This window comes from Planomonospora corallina (genome assembly GCF_042650625.1).
Lineage (GTDB): Bacteria > Actinomycetota > Actinomycetes > Streptosporangiales > Streptosporangiaceae > Planomonospora_B > Planomonospora_B corallina.
On the sequence record NZ_JBHSBM010000018.1, the window covers coordinates 16,328 to 40,985 of the forward strand.

The 24,658-nt window shown below is 68.9% G+C and carries 20 protein-coding genes, 1 tRNA gene and 1 pseudogene; 10 read left to right on the top strand and 12 right to left on the bottom strand.

Annotation, left to right across the window (positions count from 1 at the left end; all coding sequences use genetic code 11):
• Positions 1-6: 6 nt before the first annotated feature.
• The 4 genes from ACFOWE_RS18040 to ACFOWE_RS18055 all read left to right on the top strand — a co-directional run bounded on the left by ACFOWE_RS18040 (position 7) and on the right by ACFOWE_RS18055 (position 8,689).
• On the top strand, positions 7-135 hold the full coding sequence (locus tag ACFOWE_RS18040; protein ID WP_377289241.1) for a hypothetical protein: 129 nt from the start codon (positions 7-9) through the stop codon (positions 133-135).
• Positions 136-244: 109 nt separating this feature from the next.
• Positions 245-790 (top strand): hypothetical protein, encoded by a 546-nt coding sequence (locus ACFOWE_RS18045; RefSeq protein WP_377289243.1) that lies wholly within the window; start codon positions 245-247, stop codon positions 788-790.
• 74 nt (positions 791-864) lie between these two features.
• Positions 865-1,305, top strand: coding sequence for a hypothetical protein (locus ACFOWE_RS18050; protein ID WP_377289245.1), 441 nt, complete (start codon positions 865-867; stop codon positions 1,303-1,305).
• A gap of 541 nt (positions 1,306-1,846) precedes the next feature.
• Positions 1,847-8,689: a DNRLRE domain-containing protein gene (locus tag ACFOWE_RS18055; RefSeq protein WP_377289247.1), complete on the top strand. Its 6,843-nt coding sequence runs from the start codon at positions 1,847-1,849 to the stop codon at positions 8,687-8,689.
• A gap of 110 nt (positions 8,690-8,799) precedes the next feature.
• Here ACFOWE_RS18055 and ACFOWE_RS18060 read toward each other — a convergent pair whose 3' ends face one another.
• From ACFOWE_RS18060 to ACFOWE_RS33910, 5 genes and pseudogenes are all read right to left on the bottom strand, one after another.
• Positions 8,800-9,579: a transposase family protein gene (locus ACFOWE_RS18060; RefSeq protein WP_377289249.1), complete on the bottom strand. Its 780-nt coding sequence runs from the start codon at positions 9,577-9,579 to the stop codon at positions 8,800-8,802.
• Between the two features lie 43 nt (positions 9,580-9,622).
• Positions 9,623-9,874: a transposase gene (locus ACFOWE_RS18065; protein WP_377289251.1), complete on the bottom strand. Its 252-nt coding sequence runs from the start codon at positions 9,872-9,874 to the stop codon at positions 9,623-9,625.
• Positions 9,837-10,223: a transposase gene (locus ACFOWE_RS18070; RefSeq protein ID WP_377289253.1), complete on the bottom strand. Its 387-nt coding sequence runs from the start codon at positions 10,221-10,223 to the stop codon at positions 9,837-9,839. Before ACFOWE_RS18070 ends, ACFOWE_RS18065 begins: the two co-directional genes overlap by 38 nt.
• 19 nt (positions 10,224-10,242) lie before the next feature.
• Entirely contained in the window at positions 10,243-10,797 is a 555-nt protein-coding gene (locus ACFOWE_RS18075) for a hypothetical protein (protein WP_377289255.1), read from the bottom strand.
• A 92-nt stretch (positions 10,798-10,889) separates the two neighbouring features.
• Positions 10,890-11,297 (bottom strand): annotated as a pseudogene (locus ACFOWE_RS33910) (transposase); the annotation flags it as partial.
• Between the two features lie 414 nt (positions 11,298-11,711).
• Between ACFOWE_RS33910 and ACFOWE_RS18080 the strand changes: the two are divergent.
• The 6 genes from ACFOWE_RS18080 (at position 11,712) to ACFOWE_RS18105 (ending at position 18,185) form a co-directional block, all read left to right on the top strand.
• Positions 11,712-11,783 (top strand) — tRNA-Gly (locus tag ACFOWE_RS18080).
• A 34-nt stretch (positions 11,784-11,817) separates the two neighbouring features.
• Complete coding sequence (locus tag ACFOWE_RS18085) at positions 11,818-13,935, top strand: Hint domain-containing protein (RefSeq protein WP_377289257.1); 2,118 nt, start codon at positions 11,818-11,820, stop codon at positions 13,933-13,935.
• The gene (locus tag ACFOWE_RS18090; RefSeq protein WP_377289259.1) at positions 13,932-14,882 is read left to right on the top strand and encodes a ParB N-terminal domain-containing protein; all 951 of its coding nucleotides are present in this window, start codon (positions 13,932-13,934) and stop codon (positions 14,880-14,882) included. Before ACFOWE_RS18085 ends, ACFOWE_RS18090 begins: the two co-directional genes overlap by 4 nt.
• Positions 14,879-15,505 (top strand): hypothetical protein, encoded by a 627-nt coding sequence (locus ACFOWE_RS18095; protein WP_377289261.1) that lies wholly within the window; start codon positions 14,879-14,881, stop codon positions 15,503-15,505. Before ACFOWE_RS18090 ends, ACFOWE_RS18095 begins: the two co-directional genes overlap by 4 nt.
• On the top strand, positions 15,502-17,076 hold the full coding sequence (locus tag ACFOWE_RS18100; protein ID WP_377289263.1) for a terminase large subunit domain-containing protein: 1,575 nt from the start codon (positions 15,502-15,504) through the stop codon (positions 17,074-17,076). The genes ACFOWE_RS18095 and ACFOWE_RS18100 overlap by 4 nt, the downstream gene beginning before the upstream one ends.
• 62 nt (positions 17,077-17,138) lie before the next feature.
• A complete protein-coding gene (locus tag ACFOWE_RS18105; RefSeq protein ID WP_377289265.1) occupies positions 17,139-18,185 on the top strand; it encodes a phosphotransferase in 1,047 nt (348 codons plus the stop codon).
• Between the two features lie 24 nt (positions 18,186-18,209).
• Here the strand turns inward: ACFOWE_RS18105 and ACFOWE_RS18110 are convergent, their stop codons facing one another.
• The 7 genes from ACFOWE_RS18110 to ACFOWE_RS18140 are packed head-to-tail and all read right to left on the bottom strand — an operon-like array spanning position 18,210 to position 24,483.
• Positions 18,210-19,259, bottom strand: a complete 1,050-nt coding sequence (locus ACFOWE_RS18110) for a glycosyltransferase (RefSeq protein WP_377289267.1) — start codon at positions 19,257-19,259, stop codon at positions 18,210-18,212.
• The gene (locus tag ACFOWE_RS18115; protein WP_377289269.1) at positions 19,256-20,113 is read right to left on the bottom strand and encodes a PIG-L deacetylase family protein; all 858 of its coding nucleotides are present in this window, start codon (positions 20,111-20,113) and stop codon (positions 19,256-19,258) included. Before ACFOWE_RS18115 ends, ACFOWE_RS18110 begins: the two co-directional genes overlap by 4 nt.
• A gap of 46 nt (positions 20,114-20,159) precedes the next feature.
• Positions 20,160-20,900 carry a glycosyltransferase gene (locus tag ACFOWE_RS18120; protein WP_377289271.1) on the bottom strand — a complete coding sequence of 247 codons (741 nt, stop codon included), beginning with the start codon at positions 20,898-20,900 and terminating at the stop codon, positions 20,160-20,162.
• Between the two features lie 34 nt (positions 20,901-20,934).
• The gene (locus ACFOWE_RS18125) at positions 20,935-21,798 is read right to left on the bottom strand and encodes a phosphotransferase family protein (protein ID WP_377289273.1); all 864 of its coding nucleotides are present in this window, start codon (positions 21,796-21,798) and stop codon (positions 20,935-20,937) included.
• The gene (locus tag ACFOWE_RS18130) at positions 21,795-22,688 is read right to left on the bottom strand and encodes a glycosyltransferase (RefSeq protein WP_377289275.1); all 894 of its coding nucleotides are present in this window, start codon (positions 22,686-22,688) and stop codon (positions 21,795-21,797) included. Before ACFOWE_RS18130 ends, ACFOWE_RS18125 begins: the two co-directional genes overlap by 4 nt.
• A 2-nt stretch (positions 22,689-22,690) precedes the next feature.
• Positions 22,691-23,305 (bottom strand): AAA family ATPase, encoded by a 615-nt coding sequence (locus ACFOWE_RS18135; RefSeq protein WP_377289277.1) that lies wholly within the window; start codon positions 23,303-23,305, stop codon positions 22,691-22,693.
• The gene (locus ACFOWE_RS18140) at positions 23,302-24,483 is read right to left on the bottom strand and encodes an adenosylhomocysteinase (protein WP_377289279.1); all 1,182 of its coding nucleotides are present in this window, start codon (positions 24,481-24,483) and stop codon (positions 23,302-23,304) included. Before ACFOWE_RS18140 ends, ACFOWE_RS18135 begins: the two co-directional genes overlap by 4 nt.
• Positions 24,484-24,658 lie beyond the last annotated feature (175 nt).

Below are 24,658 nucleotides of genomic sequence, written 5' to 3' on the forward strand. Positions count from 1 at the left end.
CCCGAGATGACCGGCGCCACCACCTTCATCATCACCGCCCAGGGCGAGGAGGTCACCGTCACCGTCGCCGCCGGCGAGGCCGTGAAGGTCGCCACGATCCTCGCGGAGAACGGCATCACCTTCCGCGTCGCCTGACCGGCAGGCCGCAGCGGTCCCCCGCCCCGCGAAGGGGCGGGGGGAACCGGGTTCGACTCCCGGACCGGCCACCACACCCGACCCGCACACGACAGAGACGGAGCCAGACGTGACCACCACCGCCACCGAGCTGCGCACCCAGGCCGCCGCCCACGACCGCGCCGCCCACGAGTCGTTCGAGCGCTGCGACACCGACGGCGCCCTGTCCCAGTGGTCGCACGGCCTGCTCGCCGCCCAGGCCCGCCTGCAGGCCACCATCGAGGAGAACGGCGGCCGCGCGCTCTTCCCCACCCTGTTCGACCTCACCGGCAACCTGGTGCCCGCCAAGCAGGTGCAGGGCGAATGGGGCCCGTACTGGGTGCTGCTCGCCGGCGACGACCCCGACGGCCGCACCCGCGGATGGTTCGGCCCGTCCAAGGCCAAGAAGGCGCAGACCGCCCGCCGCGCCGACGCCGCCAAGGGCTACTACGTCGGCTACGTGATGGCGCCCGCCAAGGCCGAGCTGCGCGGCGGCAACATCGCCTGCGTCGCCCCCGTCGCGGTCCGCACCGACGGCGGCTTCTCCCGCGACGTGATTGTCGTCGACGACGGCCAGCATGACGAGTACGGCGAGGTCCTGGGCCGCTGGTACGCGATCCACGGCGACCTCCTCTGACGCTTCCCCGCTCTCCCGGGGCCACCCGGCCCCGGGAGGAACGCCCCGTCCACGACAGAAAGGACCGACAGCACGTGTCCACCCCCGAACCGGCCCCCGCGCCGGGCCTACGCCTGGCCACCTGCACCTACCAGGAGTTCCTGCCGCCGATGGGCCACCCGGTGCGCACCACGGTCGGCATGCCGCGCTTCCAGCTCGCCTACAGCCTGGCCGGCCACGCCACGCGCATCACCCCCAAGCCGTGGTTCCTCGGCAAGCCGCTCGACGCCTACACGCTGCTGTACCGCAGGCACCTGGAGGAGTCCGGCGTCGACGCCATCGCCGCCGAGCTCGCCGAGATCGCCACCCGCCACGAGGCGGGCCGGCCGCTCGTCCTGCTGTGCTTCGACCGCCTGACCACGGCCGACGCCTGGTGTCACCGCAGCATGTTCGCCACCTGGTGGCAGGAGAAGACCGGCCAGGACGTGCCCGAACTCGGGGCCCTGCCTCCGATCTCACCACCCAGCCTGTTCTGACCTCAGCCCATCCCGGGGGCGGCGCCCAAGCGCCGCCCCCGGCGTCATTTCCTAGAAGGATCGTGCGGCAAGCTTCACCACCAGCGAGAAGCACGGGATCACGTCCTGCCTCCAGTGGAGACTCGTCGATCCAGGCCGTGCATGACTTCCGGACCGAAGGCAGAGCCCTTCCTATACCAACTGCTGGTGCCACCTTGATGGAGCTGAGCGGAGTCACAGGCAGACGCGCGCACGTCACGTTGGACAACCTGGATCTTCTCCAAGGCCAATGGGTGCTCTTCGTGAAAAGCCAGCTCGCAAAGCATTTCGATCATGCAATGGATTTGATCGTAGATCTTTCTTTATGTAAATTTTACTGATACCTTCTGCGAGCCGAACGTGTGTTCGGTTGGCTCACGCTTCGGCGTGGGCCACTTGTATGTACGCAGGAGAACTTGTGACCTTAGTAACAGGCAGCGGGGAGCCCTTATCGCTCTCCTCTGGGCCCCGAAGGCGCAGACGCCAACTGACGAGTGCCACCGCCGCCACCCTGGCTGCGACCATGGTCGTCAGCCTGACCGCGATCCCGTCTTGGGCCGAGCAGGAACCCGATCCGGCCCCGGCCCAAACCTCCTCACCGCCCACCTCGAAGAACGGCGAGCAGCCCGTCGTGGACGAGACGGTGGAGGCCGCCAAGAAGAAGGCCCGCGAGACCGGCAAGCGCGTCGAGATCCCCGAGCGCAACACCGAGAACATGACGCTGTTCGCCAACCCGGACGGCAAGACACTGCGGATTGAGCTGTCCAGCGAGCCTGTACGCGTCAAGAAGGCCGACGGCAAGAGCTTCGCACCGATCGACACCACCCTCGTCGAGGCGGGCGGCGTCATCAAGCCCAAGGCCGCAAAGGGAAACCTCGTCCTGTCCGCCGGCCGGGACAAGACTCTCCTCAAGAGCCAGGCGGCCGACGCCACAGCGAAGATCACCACGCCATCAGCCCTGCCCGAGCCCAAACTGAAAGGCAACACCGCCACCTACCGTTCCGCCTACGGCAAGGGCCGCGACCTGGTGGTGACCGCGACCCGCACCGGGTTCCAACAGCAGATCACCATCGCCGAACGGCCCACCGGCCCGGTCTCCTTCCCCGTCCCGGTCGACCTGCCCAAAGGCATGTCCTTTACAAAGAACGCCGCAGGCTGGCCCACCATCGTGGGCGAGGACGGCAAGACGCTGACCGAAGTACGGCCGACCCTGCTGCAGGACGCCAAGGCCGCCGACCTGGATGCCCCGCTCGATGCAGGCAAGCTCGGCAAGGCCGCCGTCACACTCGCCGAAGACGGCAAGACCCTGGTGTTCACGCCGGACGCCGCATTCCTGGCCGATGCGGCGACGACCTACCCGGTGACGATGACCGCCGCGGCGTCTGACTGGTACGAAGGCCACACCGGCGACGGCGTGGACGCCTACATCAACGATGTCGACCTCACGGACAGCTGGGACACCTTTTACAGGTCCGAGATCGTGGTCGGCAAGTCCTATGCCAGCAGCACCGCCAAGCGCTGGCGCGGCTACCTGAAGTTCCCCGACATCCCCGCCGAGCTCGCGGGCAGCAAGGTCGAAAACGCCGACCTGAACCTGTGGAACCACCAGTCCAATGACTGCGGGGAGTATGTCGGCTCCGGCATCACAGCGCGGCGGATCACCTCCGACTGGGACGAGATGAAGCTGTACTGGAACAGCCAGCCGTCCGTCACCAGCGCGGGCGCGGACACCGAGTACGGCGCCTACAGCGAAGACTGCAACTACGCCTGGAACCTGGTCCACTCGATCAACGGGATCGTTCAGGCGTGGATCGACGGTGCCACCAACTACGGCATCCAGCTCACCGCAGGCAACGAATCCGAATTGCGCAACTGGCGGCGCTACGCCTCCGAGGAGGCCGGCGGCTGTAGGACCAAGCCGCTGGAAGACTGCAAGTTCCAACTCCACCCGCCCATCCTCACCGTCGACGTCGAACTGCCGACACCACCTCCACCGCCCCGTCGTGAGACGGTCGTTATTTCAACTCCTGAACTCCTGGGCACGTTCCCTGAGTACGAGGAGGCAGTCCGGAAGTCGATGTACATGCCGGAGAGCGCTGACGAGATTGCGTCAGTAGGACTCAGCCCGGAGATGGCAGCCAAGGTCGAAATGCAACAGGACGGGCAGCCGTATTTCGTCGGGGCAGACAAACTGGATGCCCCAGAGGAACCTTGGGAAGAGGACGAGACCACAGACCCAGACGGTGAAGACACTATCGCGCCACGCGTGGTGGCTTATGAGCCCGCAGCCGGGGCCACAGACGTTCCCCTTGATGCCAAAGTGCGTGTGACGTTCTCGGAACCGATCGGTGACGCCGTAATTTCTGTGAAAACGTCACAGGGCACTGCAATCACGGGCACGCTAGCGCGCGACGATACGCAGAAAATCGTGACGTTCACCCCACAACAACCGCTGAGTCCAGGCACGACCTACACCGTCGAGGTCTCGGAGGCGATCGACTCGTGGGAAAACACGATGGCCCCCTACACCTGGTCCTTCACCACCCTCGCGAAAGCAGCCGGGCATTGGACCTTCGACGAGGGAGAGGGCGACGCAGCTGCTGACTCGTCAGGGAATAATCACGACGCGAGCCTGAACGATACGGCGAAGTGGGTTGCCGGGAAGAGCGGAAACGCAGTCTCCAATGCGCCGTCGCAGGCGCGGATCGCCGTTTCCCACTCGGCGGCCAAGCAGGGCAAGGCCATCGAGATCACTGACGAGACGACCGCGACCAGCATCACGTACGCCCAGCCCGACGGAAAGACGTATAAGACCGAGGTCACGGCGGGCCCGGTGCGGACCAGGCAGGGCAGCGAATGGGTGCCGATCGATACCACCTTGGTCGAGCAGAACGGGATGCTTAAGCCGAAGGCGATCGCCTCGGATGTTGCCGTAGCGATTGCCAACGGTGGCGCAGGCGCGTTCGTCTCCATGGCGGCCATTAACGGGCAGTCTTATGCGTTGTCCTGGCCGACCGCACTGCCCAAGCCCACCATCAGCAAGAACACCGCCACATTCACTGATGCCGCCGGTAAGGGCGCGGACCTGGTCGTCGCGGTGTTGCCGACGGGTTTCCGGCACGAGGTGGTGCTGCGTGAGCGGCCCGCCAAGCCGCTGAAGATCCGCATCGGCGTGCAGACTAGCGGTCTGAATCTGTCCGAGGGCAAGAGCGGCCGACTGCTACTGAAGGGCAAGAACAAGAAGCTGGTCGCCGCGGGGACACGACCGACCATGTCGGACGGCAGCACCAAGGGCCGGCGTTCCCTGGCCAAGCACGCCGAGGCCGACACGGACGTCGTCACCAAGAACGGCCGCACCGAGCTGGTGGTCACACCGGACCAGGCGTTCCTGACGGATGCCGACACCACCTACCCGGTGCGGGTGGCTTCGGTGGTCACGCTGCCGCTCAGCGCCGACGTCGACGTCTCCACCAACGACACGATCGACTGGCCTGCCTACCCGGACAACCAGCACATGATGGCCGGCACCATGAGAGGCGGGTTCAAGGGCCGGGTGCACCTGCGGTTCGACACCACTGACCTGCCCGGCAGCACGGTGACCGCTGCCACGCTGTCGATGAACACCATCGACAGCCACAACTGCGGCGCCGCGCTCGCCAACGGTATCCAGGTCGCCCGCCTCACCAGCGCGTGGGACCCGGACAACCAGTACTGGGCCGGCAATCCTGGCCACACCACTGAGGACGCCTCGACCAACTTCAAGGGCGTCAACGTGGACTGCGCCACCTACCCGGACAGCATGGAGTGGAATGTCACCGACATCGCCCAGGACTGGGCCGCCGGCGCAGCCAACCACGGACTGGTGCTCAAGTCGCCCGGCGAGGCGAACATCAACAACTACCGGGTGTTCACCTCTTCCGAAGACACCGAGTTCAACCTGCCGCCGAAGCTGACCATCACCACCAGCGGCCCGGCCTCCGCGCCGAGTGTCTCTGCCCCGGCCATCACCCCGGCGCAGGCGGTAGGCGGCACCACGGTGACGACCTCGCTCACCCCGCACCTGGCCGCCACGGTCGCCGACAGCGCGAGCGGAAACCTCACCGGCGAGTTCGAAATCGAGCACGACCCGGCCGCCACCGGACAAGGATCGGGGCAGATCTGGGCCGGTGCCTCGCAGGCGGTCACCTCCGGCACCCAGGCCACCGTCAACGTGCCCGCCGGGAAGCTGACCGACGGCTGGAAGATCCGCTGGCGCGCCCGCGTGGCCAACGCCACCGCCGCCACCACCTCAGCGTGGTCGGACTGGCAGACGGCCACCGTGGACGTGCCGAACCCGACGGTCGGCGCCATGCAGGTCACCCCCTCCCAGGTGGTGGACGGCGGCACCGTGACCACGAGCCTGGCCCCGGCCCTGCGCGCCACGGTCACCGACCCGGGCGCCCAGCCGCTGCGCGCCGAGTTCGAGGTCGAGCACGACCCGGCCGCCACAGGGCAGGGCACCGGCCAGCTCTGGACCGGCAGTCTCGACAACGTCGCCTCCGGTACCCAGGCGTCGGCGACCGTCCCCGACGGGAAGCTGGCCGACGGATGGAAGGTGCGCTGGCGGATCCGGGCGATCAACACCGCCACCACGGTCGGTTCACCCTGGTCGGACTGGCAGACCCTGACCGTCGACGTCCCGGATCCGATCTCCGAACCGGCCGTGGCTGCGCTGCAGGTCACCCCGTCCGAGCAGGTGGACGGCACCACCGTCACCTCCACGCTCACCCCGGTGCTGCTGGCCCAGGTGAACGACCCGGCCGGGAAGCCGCTGCGGGCCGAGGCCGAAATCGAGCACGACCCGGCCGCACCTACCGGCCAGGGGTCGGGGCAGATCTGGACCGGCAGCGCCGACAACGTGCCGGCCAGCACCCAGGCGAGCATCACCGTCCCGACGGACACACTGACCGATGGCTGGAAGGTGCGCTGGCGAGCCCGCGCGGTCTCGGCCACCGCCGCCTCGGCCTGGTCGGACTGGCAGTCCTTCACCGTCAGCCTGCCCAAGCCCACCACCGCTGGCCTGACCATCACTCCGTCGAAGGTGGTGGACGGCGCAACGGTGAGCACCACGCTCACCCCCACGCTGAAGGCCACCGTTACCCACCCGACCGGCCAGGCACTGCGCGCCGAAGCCGAGATCGAGCACGACCCCACCGCACCCGAAGGGCAGGGCACCGGCCAAATCTGGACCGGGAACGTGGACAACGTCGCCTCGGGCACCCAGGCATCGGTGACCATGCCCGACGGGAAGCTGGCCGACGGATGGAAGGTGCGCTGGCGCCTGCGCGCGGTTACCGAGCAGGCCGCCTCAGCCTGGTCGGACTGGCAGCAGGTCACCGTGGACGTCACCCAGCCGGGCGAGGAGCCGCTGGCCCAGACCTCCGGGCCGGTGATCCGCACCGATCAGAGCTTCACCGCCGCCGCCTGGCTGCGCTGGAGCGACAAGGACGGCGACTACACCGTCCTCGAGCAGAGGGGCACCCACACCGCACCGTTCCGGCTCGGCAACACCGCCGACCACGGGCTGGTGTTCACCTTCACCAGCGCCGACGCCGTCGATGCAACGATCGAGGGCGTGCTGTCCGACGTCGAACCCCCGGTAAACGAGTGGTTCCACCTGGCCGGCGTGTACGACGCCACGGCCAAGAGCGCCTCGCTGTACCTCAACGGAACCCTCACCAAGACCGCGCCGATCAGCTTCACGGTGTGGAACGCGGATGCTGCCATGGCGCTGGGCAGCAGGATGAAGGGAGACCTTGACGAGGTCGAGATCTACCAGCGATCCTTCGACGCCGCTGAGATCACCGCTTTCCTAGCGAGCCCGGTCGCCCAGGTTACACATAGGGTGATGTCCTCGGCGCCGCCCCCCGCTAACCCCTACAAATTCGATTACGAGCACATCGACTTGCAGGACTGCAAGGACACTGCGGGATTCGACTACAAGTATTACCAGGCTCGCATCCAGGAAAAGCCCTACCTCGCCTGCTGGTCTGCCTATCTATACATGCAAGACTTCGAAGAAGACCCGATCAGCAGAACACTGAGGCTTTCCTCGACGAAGTCGGCCATCATGGCGGAGCTGAAGAAGGAGTTCGGAGTCGACTTCTTTGAAGACGACGACCGATTTCGTTTCCGAGCCACCTGGGTTATCCATAGCTACCTAGGCAACGGCAAAGGCGACAACATCCACCCAACTCCATTGCCTGACTGGAGACCGCAAGACATAAAAATTTTCACCCGTCTCGATGAGATCGCGGTGGAAGACGGCTCGGGTCGAGTCAAGTTGTCATCGGCCCAGATAAAGGGCCTAGATATGGGCATAGAGGTAATGGTTGAGTCGAAGGAAGACGGCACGGACTGCAAGGTGCGAAGCGGAAGTCACCAAAGAAAAGATGTTTCCGCATGGCACACTGACCCTGATGATCAATTTATCATTCGAGCCAGTGCCGCCGATCCCGAAAACGCTACTCCGTACTGCACAATCAAGCCCATAGTCACTATATGGGATGATCAGCAGCCAGACCGGTTCTATCTGTGGAGCCAGGCGGTCAAGGACGAGCTGGGCCTAGAGCGTGGCGTCCGGCGAAAAGGTGACACAACTAACGGGCAAGAAGAGGTGTACGCGCCATATTTTCGATGTGACTTCAAAACGTTTCACTCGACTGCAGGGAAGCGAACCGGAGGGTGCATCAATGCTCAAGCAAGTCGCATCTTCGAGATGTCCTTGAGCAGGGACAAGCAATTCGCCGAAGTAACCCAACATATCAAGGATGCGATGGATCCAGAAATAAACAAATATACATTTCCGCCGCTACGGGATGGACATGACTGGAGCAAGCCGGAGTATCCTCCAGCCAAGATCGATATCGGCGGGGACAGAAACAAAAAGAATATCCCAGGAAACTGGCTCGTGAAAGGCAGCAAGCCTTTGCTGCGCGCCCCTGATGGCGTCGCTGAACTTAATCGAAAGCAATGGTCCGATATCGAGATGTTCATGGATGTCGGCACGCGCATGCAAAAGCACTGGAAGCAGGATAAGGGGACGAATTACTGCAAATACTACTTCTCGGAGAAATATCCGGAGCAGACGCATCCTGACTACCCTGCCGGGGCGCCGTGGCTGAACTGCGACGAATTTCCCTTCGCCTCCACAAGGCAGGGGGCGGCCGCTATAACAAAGGAGGGAAAGGTTGCCGCGAATGGCCACTATTCGCTACGCGCAGTAAATGCGACGCATAATAGACTCCAAGGCAACACGCTCGGATCTTTTTATGCACATTACCGTGTCGGATCAAACAATCCCTTCTGGGTAGCAATCGTGGATTAGTGGCTTCGCGATAACCGTAACGGAGGGAGGACGCCTGGTGGTCCTCCCTCCGTTCGTTGTTTATTATTTTGCATAAATGACCCGAGTTGGGTCAATTTAGTGAGCATTTTTCATCCTGAGTAACGGTCCTCTTCGATGAGCTGCAGGACGAGGATGGCCTGGACGATCGCGGTGGCGCGGCGTGGGCAGCAGCGGAGTCGGACCAGTACCTTCCATGCCTTTAGCGTCGCGGCGGCGCGTTCCCCGATCGCCCGGATGCGGGCGTGGGCGCGGTTGACGGACTTCTGGTGACGCGACAGGCGCGGACGGTGCCGGTGGCGCTTGAACGGGGTCCGGATCGTGCCGCCCGCGCCCTGGTACCCCCGGTCGGCGAAGACCTGGACGCCGGCGCCGGTCAGAGCGTCGACCAGGCCGGTTCGCCGGGCCGCGGTCAGATCGTGCACCGCGCCGGGCAGTGCGGGTGAGGCCCACACCAGCCGGCCCGCCGGATTGGCGAGGAACTGGACGTTCACCCCGTGCCGGTGGTGTTTTCCGGAGTAGTACGGCGCATCGTCGGCCAGCCGGTCGATCGGCAGGAGCGTGCCGTCCAGAACGGCATAGGCCAGGCGCGAGGCCTTGCCTGCGGCGGTGTGCACGTCGTCGGCCAGGGCGGCGACCAGGTCGATCGCCTCGCGCACGTAGCGCCAGGTGGTGGTGCCGATGGCGAACCCGCTGCTCAGGCGGGTGTAGGTGTCGCCGTTGCGCAGATGGGCCAGGACCAGGAGGGCTTGCTGCCCGGGGCCGAGGCGGCGCCAGCGGGAGCGGCGTTCGGCGCGGTGGGCGCGGATCAGGTCGGCCAGGCGGGCAAGGGTGTGGTTGGACCGCGGAATCGCGGCACGGTATGACAGCAACGAGGCTTCCGGTTGGGGCATCGGATCTTGGTCGACTGCTGTCTTACCGGGAGCCTCCTCGCACCTCAACCCAGTTCCCCTTGCGCCCACGCTGATCAGCGCCGTCAGGTTGAAAAGGGCTCACGATGCCGAGGGTGTCGACCAGTAGATGCCGTTTGACTCCGAGGACCTTCTTGGCGCCGTCGTAGCCGTGCAGGCCGCCGCGTTCGGTACCGCGCACGCTCTGACTGTCGATGACTCCGGCGCTCGGCGTGGGATCACGCCCCTGACCGGCGCGTTCCTGCTCGCGCAGCACGGCTAGGACCTCCTCCCACCAGCCGCCGATCCTCCATTGCCGCCAGTAGTGGTAGACCGTCTGCCAGGGGCGGGAAATCGTGCGGCAGCAGCCGCCAGGCGCAGCCGGCCCGCAGCCAGTAGGAGATCGCGTCCACGATCTCCCGACGCGCGTGCAGGACCGGGCGGCCTCCGCTTTTCGGGGCGGGGACCAGCGGTTCCAGCAGCGCCCATTCGGCGTCGGTGAGATCGGTCGGGTAGGGGCGTCGGGGATCGGGGCCTCCCACGCCCAGCAACGCACACCCGCAGGCAGCTGAACCGCGACGCGAACGCCAGCTTTTCAGGCACCCTCTAGTAAGATTGGAGGGCATTCATTAATTCCCGGTCGGCTCAAGCTCTACCTGAAGCAATCTCATCAGAATTAAAACCCTCCGGGTTTAGGAAATACTGAATGTTTCTACTCGTAGCCTTCAGTACGGTAGGATCGCTAGAAGGCTCAGGCCAGATCTGAAGGTAGTAACCCTGTGCTCCCGCATGAGCATCCAGTCCTTTCAGGTGGAAGCGCAAGCGGTATGACCCAGGTCCATCTGGTAGTGAGGGAAGGTCGTAAGTCTTAACTTCATCCCAACTCCACTCCAGCAGGCCAACCCGGCCAGACGGGGACTCGAAGCTGGTCTCTACGATGTCCTCGTATCCCTCGGAATCGGCGCCTGGATCCCGAACGGCCACAGCCACAGTGATGAGGACTTCCCCTTGGTCGATGCCGAAGCTCAGGACGGCAAGACCTGGCGTTACCCGGATAACACCAGCTGAAGCGGTTGGTGAGTCTTCTGAGTCGCCTGACACATCCCCATCAAGTTCTTCGTCGGCAAGATAGACCTGCCCGTACCACACCTTCACATTTAAGCTGCTGATGTCGACTGCAGGTGACTTTTCTTCGCTCATGGCAGCAAGTATAGAGAACCGTAGCACCTACCAAAAGATCGAAAAGCTTAGGCTGCGCGTCCGTGCCGCCTGCAGAGACTGAAAGTCGGGGGTTACGGTGAGTCGAGCATGAGACCTGTCGTGGAGATGAACCCGTTGAGCAGGTCGGAACGGTACTGCATGGGCTTGAGCTGGCTCCTGATCAGGGCGGCGAGCTCGTCGATGTCGCCGACGGTGAAGTTGAACAGCTTCGTCCGTAATGCCGCCCAGATGCCCTCGGCCGGGTTGAGGCCGGGTGCGTACGGCGGCAGCCGGAACGGTCAGCCAGCCCTCGTACGCGGTGATCCAAGTGCGCATCGTGGTGCTGACGTGCTCGGGCAGGCTGTCCCAGACCAGTGAGATCGGCCCGCCCAACTGGGCGCGGCGGCGCTCAGCAGGGTCTGGAAGGCCTCTTCGCCGAAGCCCTTAGGATCGTGCTTGCGACGGTGGTAGGTGAGCGTGCGGTAGATCAGCCGGGTGCGCTGTGATGCCGCGTAGTTAAGATCACGGGCTGGTTTGTCAAGTCTGGTCGGAGTCAGAGGCTGCGAGTGCGTAAACGCCTCGGCTGACTCTGCGTAGGAGTCCTTCGGTCGTCGAGCGTGCCCCGACCTTCGGCCCACAGCATGAACCGCCATACGGCTGGACCACCCTTCAGGGGTTTCGTCCATGCTGGACGGACCGGCCCCGGATTCGACGACGCTTGGAAGTAAGGGCTACGCGGCCCACAGCAGTTCGCGTTCGCCGCATAGCATGCCCGCGTTTTGCCGGGCGGCACAAAACCGCTGTACCTGAGCGAATCCCGCGATCAACCCACATTCGCCACCAACATCCACTCCGTGGCAAATCGGCTACGATCATCCGTGATCGGCTGCCTGTGCAGCGGCGCAGCCGATCACGCGCCGGAAGTGTCAACGGCCGCACGCCCCTCTCCCGGAGGGGCAGACCAGGTTCGACTCCTGGCCGGCGCTCCCCAGCAGCAGCACGCTCAGGCCGGGGGCTGGCATGTTCCACGGATCGATCCCCGCACCACTGCGCTCGATCATCTACGAGCACGCCGGCACCTGGCCCGGCGACGATATTTGGATCGGCTGCTCCGGCAACTACACCATCGAACGCGTCCTGCACAGCCGGTTCGGCGACGCTCGCCGCGTGCACGGCAACGACATCCAGGCCTACTCGTGCGCGCTCGGCTGGTGGCTCGCCGGAGATCCCCTCACCTACACCCTGCGCGAGGAGTACCAGGACGTCCTCGGCTGGCTCAGCCCCTACCTGGACGACCCCACGGACCTGCTCGCCACCCTCATGCTCGGCACCCGCTTCCTGCAGTGGGTCGGCCGGGACGGCGCCTACTACCGGCGGATGATGGCCGCCACCCAAGCGCAGTGGCCGCGCATGCACGACAAGACCGCCACCAAACTGCGCAACCTCACCGTGCGGCTCGGCTCGTTCTATGCCGGCGACGTCCGCGACTACCTCACCGACGCTGTGCCCGCCGACGCTCCCGTGGTGATGTTCCCGCCGTTCTACTGCCTCGCGCCGGAACACCGGCTGCTCACCGCGGACCTGCGGTGGGTGCCGTGCGGTGAGCTGCGCGCGGGAGACCGTCTCCTCGCCTTCGACGAGGAGACGCCCGGGGGCTTCACACACCGCCGCCTGCGCTGGTCGGAGATCGTGCGGTCGGAGCCCGCGATGAAGGAGTGCGTGCGCGTCATCCTGGAAGACGGCACAGGCATCGTGTGTACCGAGGACCACCCCTGGCTCGCCGACCGCTACGACCGACCCAGCCGCGTGCCACGCAAGTGGGTCCGCGCCGACCGGCTGCTCGAAGAGGCGCCGTACGTCATCCGCCTCACTGACACCTGGGAGCCGGCCCGCACCTACGAGGCCGGGTGGCTCGCAGGCGTCCTCGACGGCGAAGGCTCGGTGTACCTGGGTAAGTCGGCATCCAAAGCCGGGATCTCCCAGCGGCCAGGCATCGTCGCCGACCAGTACACGGCCTGGATGAAGGAACTGGGCTTCGACACCACGGTCTGCCCGCGCCCCAGCGGCGTGTGCAGCTACGACATGACCGGCGGCTGGCCCGAGATGCTGCGAGCCCTCGGCACCCTGCGCCCCGAACGGCTGGTCGCCCGCGTCCAGCAGCTGGAGATCGAGCGGCTGAGCATCCGGTCCCGCGGTAACCCCCGCGTGAAGGTCGTCGCCGTCGAGCGGGTCGGCGTCCGCCCGATCCAGTCGATCACAACGACCACGGGCACGTACATCGGCGAAGGCTTCGCCATGCACAACAGCGGCGACTATCAGGCACAGTTCGCGTCCATCGACACCGTGTTCGACTGGCCGACCCCGTCGTTCCGCGACCTCGACGAAGACGGCAAAGAAGAGATCATCGCCCAGGTCCGCGACCGCCCCAACTGGGTGCTCGGTCTGCACATCGAACGCCCCGAACTCCGGCGGCACCTCGCCGGCGTCGTCCAGACCGCCAACCGCGGCCTGCCGATCTACGTGTACGCCGCCTCCGGGCCGCGCCGCATCGTCCGCCCCCACCAGCCCACCGCGCCGATCCCCATGCCGAAGATCGGCCCGGATGATGAGCTCGGCGAACGCATGACCCTCCACGTCCTGACCGGCGGCCAGTTCGCCGCGATCCGCTCCCAGTTCATGTCGAAGAGCATCAAGCCCGGCACGCCGCTCATCGCGTGCGGCGTCGCCGTCGACGGCCTCCTCATCGGCGCGTTCGCGTACCTGCCGCCCAAGTACGAGCCGTCGTGCGCCTACCTCATGAGCGACTTCCCCGTCTCCTGGACGAAGTACCGGCGCCTGGCCAAGCTCATCGTCATGGCCGCCTCCACGAAGGAAGCCCAGCTGCTGGTCCAGCGCTCCCTGTCGCGGCGCATCACCGCCTGGTCGACGACCGCGTTCACCGACCGGCCCAACTCCGCGAAGTACGGCCGCGGCATCCCCGGCGTGAAACTGCAGAAACGCACCGAACCCGGCGGCGACGGCATCCACGCCTACCAGCTGCAGTACGGCGGCCCGCTCGGCGCCTACACCCTGGATGAGGCCCTGCAGTTGTGGAAGCGCAAGCACGGCACGGACATGAAGAAGGACGACGCGCGATGACCGACACCGCTACGCCCGCCCCTGCTTTCCGGCCGCGGCTGGTGCGCCGCGACCCGCGCACCCTCACCCCGCTCGATGTCAACGCGAGGTTCTTCCGCAAGGAGGAGTTCGACCGGCTGGTGGAGAACATCCGCCGCGACGGCTGCCTCACCTCCACCCCGCTCATCTACTCCGGCGGCGAGTACGACGAAGGCCATGAGCTGATCCTGTCGGGCAACCACCGCACCATGGCGTCTGTCGAAGCCGGCCTGGACGAGATCGACTGCATGCTCATCGAGGAGCAGCTGACCCGCCAGCAGCTCATCGCCATCCAGCTGTCCCACAACGCGATCTCCGGCCAAGACGACCCCGCCACCCTCAAGCAGCTGTACGAGCAGCTCGACGACGTCGACTGGCGCGCCTACTCTGGCCTGGCCGACGACCAGCTGGAACTCCTCGCCCAGGTCCAGCCTGAAGGCCTGTCGGAAGCGAACCTGGACTTCGCGACCGTGTCCCTGATCTTCCTGCCGGACGAGCTGGAGACCGCCCGCGAAGCGTTCAACGCCGCGCGGCTCGGCCAGAACGAATCCTGGCTCGCGGCCCGCGCCGACTACGAGCAGACCCTGGACACGCTCGCCTCCACCCACGCCGCCCACAAGGTCGGCAACGTCGCCACCGCCCTGCACGCCATCCTCGCCATCGCCGAACGGCACCTGGATGAGCTCCAGGACGGCTACACCAGCCCCGACGGCGAGCCCTGCCACACCGGCCACGTCGGCCTGGAAACCGTGCTCGGCGCCCGCACCCTGCCCGCGCCGGCCGCCGTCACCCTCAACAAGGCCATCGCCGCCGCCGAGGGACGCGGCGAGATCCCCACCGGGGAAGGCTGGAGGCTCCTGGAACGCCTGGCAGGCGAGTACCTGTCCGGCCCCACCCGGACCCCGCCGAGCTGGGATAACGCGTCATGAGCGGTCTCAAGGCCCTCCAGATGGACGCCACACTCGACCCCTGGGAGCGCCAGCCCGGCGAGAGCCTCACCCGCTACGCCCAGTTCTGCGTCTACCGCGATCTGGGCCGCACCCGCACCCTGCGGAAGACTGCGGAGAACCTGACACGGGCCGACGGGTGGATCCGGCAGATCGCGGCGGCCCACCGGTGGCGGGACCGGGCCGAAGCGTGGGACCGGCACCTGGACGACCTGTACAAGGCGACGTGGCTGGAGGAGCGGCGCAAAGCCGCCGAGAACGACGCGAAGATCCTCGGCGCCGCCGTCGGGAAGATCGCCCAGCGGTTGCCGTCGATCCGCCCCGAGGAGTTGTCGCCCGGCGACCTGATCCGGCTGCTGGACGTGACGATGCGGCACCGGCGCGTCCTGTTCGGCGACCCGGGCGCGACGATCGCCGTCACTGGGCCCGGAGGTGACCCGCTGACCGTGCAGCTCGCCGAGTTCGCCGACCTGCCGGTCACCGAGCGGCGGGCCCGCCTGGCGGAGATGGCCGCCGCGGTGATGCGGCGCGTCACCGCTGTTGACGGCACCGGCGACGAGGACGAGGGCGTCTACCCGGCCGGCGACGGCACCGGATCGGGTTGAGCCGGCCCTTCCCCGAAGAGCTGGCGCACCTCGACGACGTCGAGCTGTACCGGCGGCTGGCCGCCGCCCAGCGGGAGACGAGCCGGGCGCTGCTCGCCGACCCGGTGACGCTCGCCCGCGGCCTGGACCGCACGTTCGTGCTGCGGCCGCACGTCCGGCTCATCGGGCAGGCGCTGGCCGGGGCTGAGCGCGGCGACTACGACCGGCTGCTGATCATCACCCCGCCGCAGTGCGGGAAGAGCACCCTGGTCGCCGAGTGGTTCCCGTTCTGGTGGCTGGCCCGGCACCCGGGCGACAAGGTCGCCGTCACCTCCTACAGCGACGCCCTGGCGCTGCGGCACGGCAAGATGATCCGCGGCTACGTCGAGGAGTACGGCCACGAATACGACCTGGCGTTGAAACCGGGCTCGTCAGCCGCGCAGGACTGGGATTTGCTCTCCGGCGGTGGCGTCCGCTCCGTCTCCGTCGGCTCCGGCCTGACCGGCTTCTCGGTCAATCTGCTGCTGATCGACGACCCCCACAAGGACCGCGCGGACGCGGAGTCGGCGGCCAGCAGGCAGGCCGTGCATGACTGGTACTCGTCGACCGCGTTGAAGCGCCTGCAGCCGGACCGCAACGCCGTCGTCGGTATCCAAACGCGGTGGCATCCCGATGACTGGGCTGGTCGCCGCTTGAAGGAGGAGGGCCGCATCGAGGAGGGCGGCCGGTGGAAGGTCGTGCACCTGCCGGCCATCGCCAACCCGGATAAGTTCGGCCCGGACCCGCTCGGGCGCCGCGACGGCGACCCGCTCACCCACCCGAAGATCCCCACCCGGGATCGGGCGGCGCTGCTCGCCTGGTGGGACGACATGAAACGCACATCGATCGTGCGGGACTGGCACGCGCTCGGCCAGGGCGACCCGCAACCGGCCGAAGGCGCCCTGGTGTCGGAGGAGCTGCTGCGGCTCATCCGCGACCCGGGCCTGCACGTCACCCCGCAGAAGATCGCCGTGTCCGTCGACCCGTCCGGCGGCGGCCGCGACACCGCGGGCGTCGTCGGCGGGTTCCTCGGCGACGACGGCCGCGTGTGGATCACCCACGACTGGTCCGGGGTCATGTCGTCGGCGGACTGGTCGGCGGCGGCGTGCCGGCTCGCCCACGAAACCGACGCGGCGATCATCTACGTCGAGTCGAACTACGGCGGCGACATGTGCGAGCTGGCGATCCGCACCTCGTGGGAGACGCTGCAACGCGCCGGGGAGATCCCCGCCCGGAAACTGCCGCCCCTGGTGCGGCCGGTCCGCGCGAAGGTCGGCAAGCTGCTGCGCGCCGAGCCGGTCGCCCAGCAGATGATCCAGGACCGGGTCCGGCTGCGCGGCATGTTCACCGACCTGGAACGCGAATGGGCGACGTGGATGCCGACCGACCCGATGTCGCCGGGCCGGATCGACGCGAGCGTGTACCTGGTGTACGGGCTGCTGCCGGACGCCGCCGCCGGCGCCGTCGTCCACGCGCCCACCCCGGACCGGCCGCTGCCGTCGGGGAACGGGCCCGGATCGTTCTACAACCGGCAGCTCGGCCAAGGCCGGTAGACGCGCGACGGGGTCTCGCGGTCGGCCGGACAGGCCGGTGGCGGTGCCGTAGCCTCCACACCGTGACTGCACACGCACAAGCATCGGCGCGGGCCGAACTCCCCGCCAGACAGATCACACAGGTCGCGGCGGCGTTCGACGTGGGAACGCCCAGCACGGTGGTGTTCCTGCCGGCGGGGATGATGAACCGCAACTGGCGCATCGAAACCGCGCGGGGTGTCTTCGCGCTCAAGGAGATCGTGGACGTTCCTGTGGCGAAAGCCCGCAGGAGCCTGACCGCGCTGCAGGCCCTGGCCGCCGCCGGTCTGCCGGTGTGCCCGCCGCGGCTGACCGCCGCCGGCGACACGGTCGCCGACATCGACGGCCGCGCCTACTGCCTGCTGCCGTGGGCTACGGGATCCCACCGCCCCGGAACAGACCTCGGCGTCGGCGAGGCCGCCACGCTGGGGGGCCTGCTCGGCGGCATCCACCAGGCGCTCGCCTCCACCGGGACGGGCCTGGACCAGACGGTCGAGCGGCCCCTCGCGAAGGTGACCGCGCCGGAAGCCGCGGCCGCGGACGCCGACCGGTTCCTGCACGTCATCGCCGCGCTGGAGACGCCGGGCCCGTTCGATGCGGCGGCCGCGGATGCGCTGCGGCAACGCAAGACGCTGCTCGCCGCGCGCGCCGGTGACCGGCCCGCCGGCGAGGTGCCGCGCGGGCCGGTCGGCTGGACGCACGGCGACGTCCAGCCGTTGAACGTGCTGTGGCAGGCCGGGACGGTCACCGCGGTCCTCGACTGGGACCGGCTCGCCGTGCGCCCCTACGCCGAGGAGGTCGCCCGCACGGCGCAGGTGCAGTTCACCACCAGCGAAGGGCGGCTGGACCTGGAGCGGGTGGCGGCGTTCACCGCCGGCTACCGGACGGTGGTGGACCTCGCCGACGAGGACCTGGCCGACGCCGTCGACCGGCTGTGGTGGAAGCGGATGACGGATTTCTGGCAGTTGCAGTGGCACTACGACAAGGGCGACCACGGCCCTGACGAGCTGTGGGCGTCCGGTGAGCGGCTGCTGCACTGGTGGACGGCCCGCCGCGACCAGGTGCGGGCCGCGTTCACCGCACGCCCATAGCCGGGGGAGTACCGCCCGGGCGGGTCAGGTCGGGATGACGCCCGCCGCGGCGAGCTCCGGCAGGCACGCCCGAGCCATCGGTACGGCACGGCGGTACGCCGCCGCGGCGGCCTCGTCCAACAGGGCGGGGGTGAGGCTGCGGATGAGTGCCGTCCACGCGGTGTGGTCGCCTGGCGGGGCTAGCAGGTCCGGATCGGTGATCGCTTCGGGGATGCCGCCCCGGGTGGAGCCGGCCGCGGGCAGCCCGGCCAGGGCCGCTTCGACGATGACGCGCGGGAACGCGTCGTCGACGGTGCTCGGCACGAGCAGCAGCCGGTGCCGCCGGTAGAGGGCGCCCATGTCGTAGGTGCGGGGCACGTAGGTGACGTTGGGGTGGCGGGCGAACTCCGCGGAGGTGTCCCACCAGCCTTCGACCAGGGTGAAACGCCGATCCGGCAGCAGCTCGGCGAGCCGGTGCATCAGCTCGGCGCCCTTGGCGGGCACCGGATTGACCATCAGCAGATCCCCACCCCCGGCCGCGCCTTCCATCGGGGCGGGGCGGAACGGCGGGTAGAACAGCACCGCGGTCTGCGACGGCGGCGTGCGCTCCAGCACGAACCGGGACGTGGCCAGCGCGTAGTGCGGGTCCCCGCCGAGAACGCCCACGCTCGTGGCGGATACCGAATGCAGCCACCCGGCGACCACCGCGCGGGAGCGGGCGGCCGCCGCGAGGTCCGCCGCGCCTTCCATCGACGTGACGACCAGGTCGGGCGCCAGATCATCGAGCATGCCGTCGAGCACGCCGGCGAGCCGCTCCTGCGGTACGGCGCGGACCGCGACACCGTTGCAGGTGTAGCGCAGCTCCCCGGCCCGGTAGCGGTGCTCGAACGGGATCCGGGCGGCGGCCAGGTGCTGCAGCATCGCCGGCAGGTCCGAGGTCGTGCTCCACGGCGGCTCGTGCGACGCCAGGTAGTGGGTGTCCCACCCGGAGGCGGTGAACTCCTCCGCCAGCAGCTGCTGCGACACTTCGGCGCCGCCGATCAGGAACGGCGGCGGGATCCGCCGCCACGCGAACAGAACCGTCCCCGCCGTCATGGCCTCTCCTGCCGGTAGAAGCGCTCCGCGAAGCACACCGCCCCCGCCCCGCCGTCGCGGAGGGCGGCCGCGGTGGTCCAGGCGTGCCGCAGCGGCCGGTACATGGCGTGGGGCGGCTGCAGCTGGGAGCCGTGCACGTACAGCAGGGTCAGCTTGTCGAGTAGCACGCCGGTGATGTCGACCAGCTCGGCCGTGAGGGTGCCGCCGACGCGCCGGCGGAACAGGTGCCGGTCATCGGGCGACATGCCGTACGTCTGCCAGAACGCGAGATCCTCCCAAAACCAGCGGCAGCCAAGACGGCGGGCCGCTTCGTGGACGAGCAGATGGTCGGGGTGGCGGGTGACAGCGGCCGGAGCGAGCAGCTCCGCGTCACCGGCTTCGGCGAGGACGTCGCGCAGTTCCGCGGTGACGTGGTCGAGCGCCGCCGGATCGTAGGGCCGGTACGGCGGGGCGGCGTCGCGGTGGCCGAGCATCCGCTGGCCGGCCTGCAACGGCAGCAGCGCCTGGCGGGCCTCACGGGCACGCAACGCGGTGACCGCGTCCTGGCCGGGGTAGCGGGCCAGGACCGTCGGGTGGGCGGTCGCGGACCGCGTGAACACGGTGACGACGGTGAGCGGGCGAGGCTGCGCGAGCAGCAGCCCGCTCGCCGACAGCACCAGATCGTCATGGTGGGGTTCGACCACTACGATCGGCCGGCCGGTCGGGCGGCGCCGCTCGATCAGGTACGTCCGGCCGCTGGCCGGCGCGGCGACCTCGATGACCGCAGCGTCGCCGGCGGCGCGCCGCCCGGCGAGATGCTGCTGGTGGGCGCGGTGCGCGGCAGCGACATCGTCGGGGAAGGTGTAGACACCCACGGCGTCCGGGATGGGAAGTCGAGCATGCACGAGCAGGGGGCCTTTCTCAGCGGACGGTGGAGTCGTACCAGTGCCGCCAGAAGCGGCGGGAGGTGAGGAACAGATGCGCGGTGACGGGGTTGGCCCACCAGAGCATCCGCCAGCTCGACCAGCGGTCGAAGCGCCGGTTGGACGGCCTGACCCGCAGATGGGTCAGGTGCGCGACCGGCATGCCGCGCCGGGCACCGAGCCGGGTGAGGCGGGCGAAGAACTCGACGTCTTCGCTCATGAACAGGTCGGGCCGGTAACCGCCCAGCGCGGCGAACGCCTCCCGGGTACAGAACTGGGTGACGCCCTGGGCGCCGCCGAAGTAGCGGCGGTACAGGCCCCACGCGGCGACCAGCAGCCGGGCGCCGAGCTTCGCCGGCTCGTACAGGGGCGGGATGGCGCCGCCCACGCAGCGGCCGGAGGCCAGGTGCCGCATCGCGTCGGTGATCCCTTCGGCGGGGAAGTCGACGTCGGCGTCGATGAACATCAGGTAGCGGCCGGACGCGGCGACGGCACCCGTGTTGCGGGCCTGGCCGATGCCGCGCACGGGTTCGGTGACGACGCGAGCGCCCAGGTCGGCGGCGACGCGGGCGGTGGCGTCGGTGCTGGCGTTGTCGACGACGATGATCTCGCCGCGCTGCCCGGTGGCGGTCTCCCACCGGCGCAGGGACGCCAGCACGGTCGGCAGGTGCCGGGGCAGGTAGTCCTGTTCGTTGAACGCGGGGATCACCACCGAAAGGGCCGGTGTCTCATCACCCATGGCAGGGTCCTTCCTCGAAAAAAGGGGGGGCGGGTCATGGTCGGAGGACGACGCGCAGGCGGTTCTCCCACAGGGAGGCGTCGCGGCCTTCCCGCAGGGCGGCCCACCACCAGCCGCGCACCGTGTGGAAGGCGACCAGGGCGGCGACCAGGTCAGGGGACAGGCCGGGCCCGTAGCCGCCGGCCAGGAGGTCCTGCTCGCCGGGGTCGAACGCGTCGACGGTGACGATGGTCTGCGCCAGGTCGTACTCGGCGGCCGCGACCACGGTCTGCTCGAAGTCGATCAGGTGCGGCCGGTCGTGGTGCGCGGGCAGCAGCACGTTGCCGGGGTGCAGGTCGCCGTGGCACCACACCAGCGGCCGCGCGCTGGCGTGGTCGGCGGCCCGCGCCAGCACGGCACGGGCGGCGCCGCGCACAGGCGCGGGCAGCCGCCGCTGCAGTACGGCCACCTGCCCGGCGACATCAACGCGCGGCGTCTGAGGCGGCGGGTGCGGCTGCTGGTGGAACGCCGCCAGCAGCCACCCCAACTGGTGCAGGGCGGCGCCGCGCGCGCGGGCACCCGACTGGAGTAGGTCGTGGAGGCTGGACGGGCCCGCATCGTCCAGGACCAGCGCGGTGACGTCGAAGCCGGGCACCGGCCCGGCCGCGTGCAGCCGCGGGACGGTGAACGCGCCGCACCCGGTCGCGAGCGCCGTGAACGCCCGCTGCTCGAGGAGCGCCTTGCGGCGGGCCCGGCCCGCGTACAGCTTCACCACCACCGGGTGCGGCCGGTCGAGCAGCCGCACCCGGTACACCGCGACCGCCGGCGCGCTCGACAGGCGCGTGGTCTCAGCGAAGCCGGCGCCGAGCAGCGCCTGGCAGGCCGCTACGGCCGCCTGCCAGCCGGGTCCGCCGGTCACGGCCGCCGCCCGCAGGCGGGGGCGTCGACGCTGAGGTCACCGAGCCGGTGCACGGCGCGGACGGTGCGCCGCAACTGGTCCCGGTACAGGCGGACGTGCTCGGTCGGCGGGCACGACGGCAGCCACGGTTTGGCGCTGCCGACGAAGTGCAGCAGCGCGGCGCCGGTGGCGTGGGGAGAGCGGCTGGTGTAGCGGCGCGGCCAGTCGCTGCGTTCCAGGAACCGGGCCAGCTCGTAGGTGTTGAACCGTCCGGCGACCGGGTGGACGGTGCCGTGGTCGAGCTGCCACAGGTTCAGCGCGTCCTGGTCGTTATGGAAGATGTAGCGCCGGCCGGTGAGCAGCGCGTCACGCACGCCCGCGCGGATCGCGGGCAGCAGCGCGGTGGGCGCCCACCACATGCCGGCGTTGAAGTAGGGGCGGCCCGCCAGGTGGGGCCGGTCACCGGTCAGGCCGGGCAGGGCCTGGCCGCGCCCGACCTCGGGCGTGAACTCGTCAGCGACCAGGCCCAGCCGGTCGCCGGGCAGGTCGTGCAGGGGCGGGGAGATGTCGTCGACGGCGAGGGTGTCGGCGTCGACGTACACCAGGTAGGGGCGGCCGACGAACGCGGCGGTGAACTCGAACCGCAGGTAGGTGGTGGCGGTGATGTAGATCGTGTCAGCCATCCGCGCCGCCCGCATGGGTTGCGTCCACCGCAGGTCGAACGACCCGAAACCGAGCCGTCCGGCCAGATCGGCGAGGGTGGTGGCGTGCTGGCGGGTCAGGTCCGAGGTGAGGACCCGCACCGCGGCCTGCCGTCGCGTCGCCGCGGGCAGGGTCGCGGCCAGGGAGTCCAGCGCCACCAGCGACGGCAGCAGGTAGCGTTCGTCGACGCACAGTCCGAAAGCGAACACCGTCACCTCGCTCCGGCCAGCGTGACCGCGGCCCGCATGATGTGGGCCAGCGCCTCCTCCAGGACCTCGCCGCGGTCGAGGCCGCCGTCCACGCGGACGCAGCGCCGGCTGACCGGGTCGGTGAAATGCGCGTTGAAGTGAGCGGCGAACCGCGGGTCGTAGTAGATGGCGGGCAGGCCGGGCCGGGTGGCGGCGCGCGCCGCCAGCACGGCGGGATCAGCGGTCAGCAGCAGCGTCAGGTCGGGCAGCACGGCGGTCCCGGCAGTGACCTGCGCGGCGACCATGGCGCGCGCACGGGTGCGGGCGTCCAAGCCGTGGAGGTGACCGATGGCTCCCAGGTGGGCGAGCAGCGTGTCGACGCTGCGGTCCACGATGACCGCGCCGTCGCGGGCGAGCGCGGCCCGCGCCCGCCGGGCGCGTTCAGTCTCGACGGCCAGGTGCGCGGCCAGCGCCTCCAACTGCTGCGCTTCGCAGGTCGCGACGGGTTCACCGAGGACCGCCGGGTCGTCGGCGACGTGGTAGTAGCAGCCGATCGCCTCCCACCCGAACCGGCCGGCCAGAGCTTCGGCCAGAGTCGACTTGCCGACGCAGCTCGTCCCCTCAACCGCGATGATCATCGGGTGGCCTTTCCGATCGTGGAAGTGCGCTGGAACGCCTCCACCCAGGCGGCGGCGATGCGGGCGCGGACCGGACCCGGCACTTCGTGCAGGCCCGGCTCGTGCGCTTCAGTGGCCAGCCGCGCGGCCGCCGCGATGATCTCCGCTTTGATGAGGTGGATGGCGGGGCCGAGCGCTGAGGTGTGCAGGAAGTTGACGGCGTTACCGCCGCCCAGCAGCAGGAACGACCGGCCGGCGCGGCTGTAGCGGGCCACGCCGGGGATCACGTCGACGCCGGTGAACCCCGACCCCGGGGTGTGCAGGCCGGCCAGGTCGAACTCGTCGTCGCTGGAGGTCGCGCCGGCCAGGACGGCACCGTCGCGCAGCAGCTCCAGGTGCGGCATGCCGATGGCGCGGCTACCGGTCGCGCTGACCACCAGGTCCGCGCCGGTGATCGCGTCGGCCGTGCGCGCCCACCCGTACCCGAGCGAGATCGCTTGAGCCTGACGGACCGGGTCGGTGTCGATCACCGTGACGCGCACGTGCCGGGCGTGCAACGCGGACGCGACCCCGGCGCCGATCTTCCCGAAGCCCAGGACGCACGCCTGACGGCCGGGCAGGACCTCGCCCAGGCGGCGCAGCAGCGACTCGATGGAGAACACGATCGCCTCGCCCACGAGACGGTCCTCGGGTTCCTTCAACGGGCTGCGCGCCACCGTGTAGACGGGGCACGGCAGGTGCGGCAGCTCCTGGTAGCGGCGCAGCCCGTTCTCGGTGTCCTCGACGATCCCGGCGATGAGGCCGGGCCGCGCCGCGCACACCTCGGCCAGTGCCGGAGCGAAGTAGCCGCCGATGTCGGCCAGCACCAGCGGCCGGCCGCCGGCCCGGTCGTCGAGGTAGGCGGCCAGCCAGGCGGGGTCAGCGAAACGGCCGCGGTTGAGCGGGTCGCACCGGTAGGCGCCGGCGACCGATGCCAGGGTGCGCTGGTCAGCGGACTTGGGTTTCGGCAGCACCGCCGCGACGCTGGTGACGCGGTCCAGCGCCGGCAGGAACTCCATCTGCCCCGGCAGCAGGTGAGTGATCACCACGGTGGCGGCGTTACTGGACGGCAGGTCCGCGGCCAGGTCGGTGAAGAAACCCGCAGCACCGGCCGGCAGGTTCGCGGGCGGGGACGGCGGGGGGACAGAACGCAGCGGCATGGCCACCTCCGAGAGCATCCGGTCACGGGATCCCGCACCTCCGCCGGGGGAAGCGGAAGCGGGCCTCGACTGTCCGCCGCCGGGCAGCGCCGCTGCCAGTGGCAGCTGCCGCCCGGGACACGGGGCACCGGCCGCCCGAATCCCGGGCGACTGCTGCCCTGTCCCTTGCCGGACG

Excerpts from the sequence above, each read along its gene's own strand:
- ACFOWE_RS18040 (WP_377289241.1), top strand. The coding sequence starts at position 7 with ATGACCGGCGCCACCACCTTCATCATCACCGCCCAGGGCGAGGAGGTC.
- ACFOWE_RS18055 (WP_377289247.1), top strand. The coding sequence starts at position 1,847 with ATGGTCGTCAGCCTGACCGCGATCCCGTCTTGGGCCGAGCAGGAACCC.
- ACFOWE_RS18070 (WP_377289253.1), bottom strand. The coding sequence starts at position 10,223 with ATGCCCTCCAATCTTACTAGAGGGTGCCTGAAAAGCTGGCGTTCGCGT.
- ACFOWE_RS18075 (WP_377289255.1), bottom strand. The coding sequence starts at position 10,797 with ATGAGCGAAGAAAAGTCACCTGCAGTCGACATCAGCAGCTTAAATGTG.
- ACFOWE_RS18085 (WP_377289257.1), top strand. The coding sequence starts at position 11,818 with ATGTTCCACGGATCGATCCCCGCACCACTGCGCTCGATCATCTACGAG.
- ACFOWE_RS18090 (WP_377289259.1), top strand. The coding sequence starts at position 13,932 with ATGACCGACACCGCTACGCCCGCCCCTGCTTTCCGGCCGCGGCTGGTG.
- ACFOWE_RS18095 (WP_377289261.1), top strand. The coding sequence starts at position 14,879 with ATGAGCGGTCTCAAGGCCCTCCAGATGGACGCCACACTCGACCCCTGG.
- ACFOWE_RS18110 (WP_377289267.1), bottom strand. The coding sequence starts at position 19,259 with ATGACGGCGGGGACGGTTCTGTTCGCGTGGCGGCGGATCCCGCCGCCG.
- ACFOWE_RS18120 (WP_377289271.1), bottom strand. The coding sequence starts at position 20,900 with ATGGGTGATGAGACACCGGCCCTTTCGGTGGTGATCCCCGCGTTCAAC.
- ACFOWE_RS18135 (WP_377289277.1), bottom strand. The coding sequence starts at position 23,305 with ATGATCATCGCGGTTGAGGGGACGAGCTGCGTCGGCAAGTCGACTCTG.
- ACFOWE_RS18140 (WP_377289279.1), bottom strand. The coding sequence starts at position 24,483 with ATGCCGCTGCGTTCTGTCCCCCCGCCGTCCCCGCCCGCGAACCTGCCG.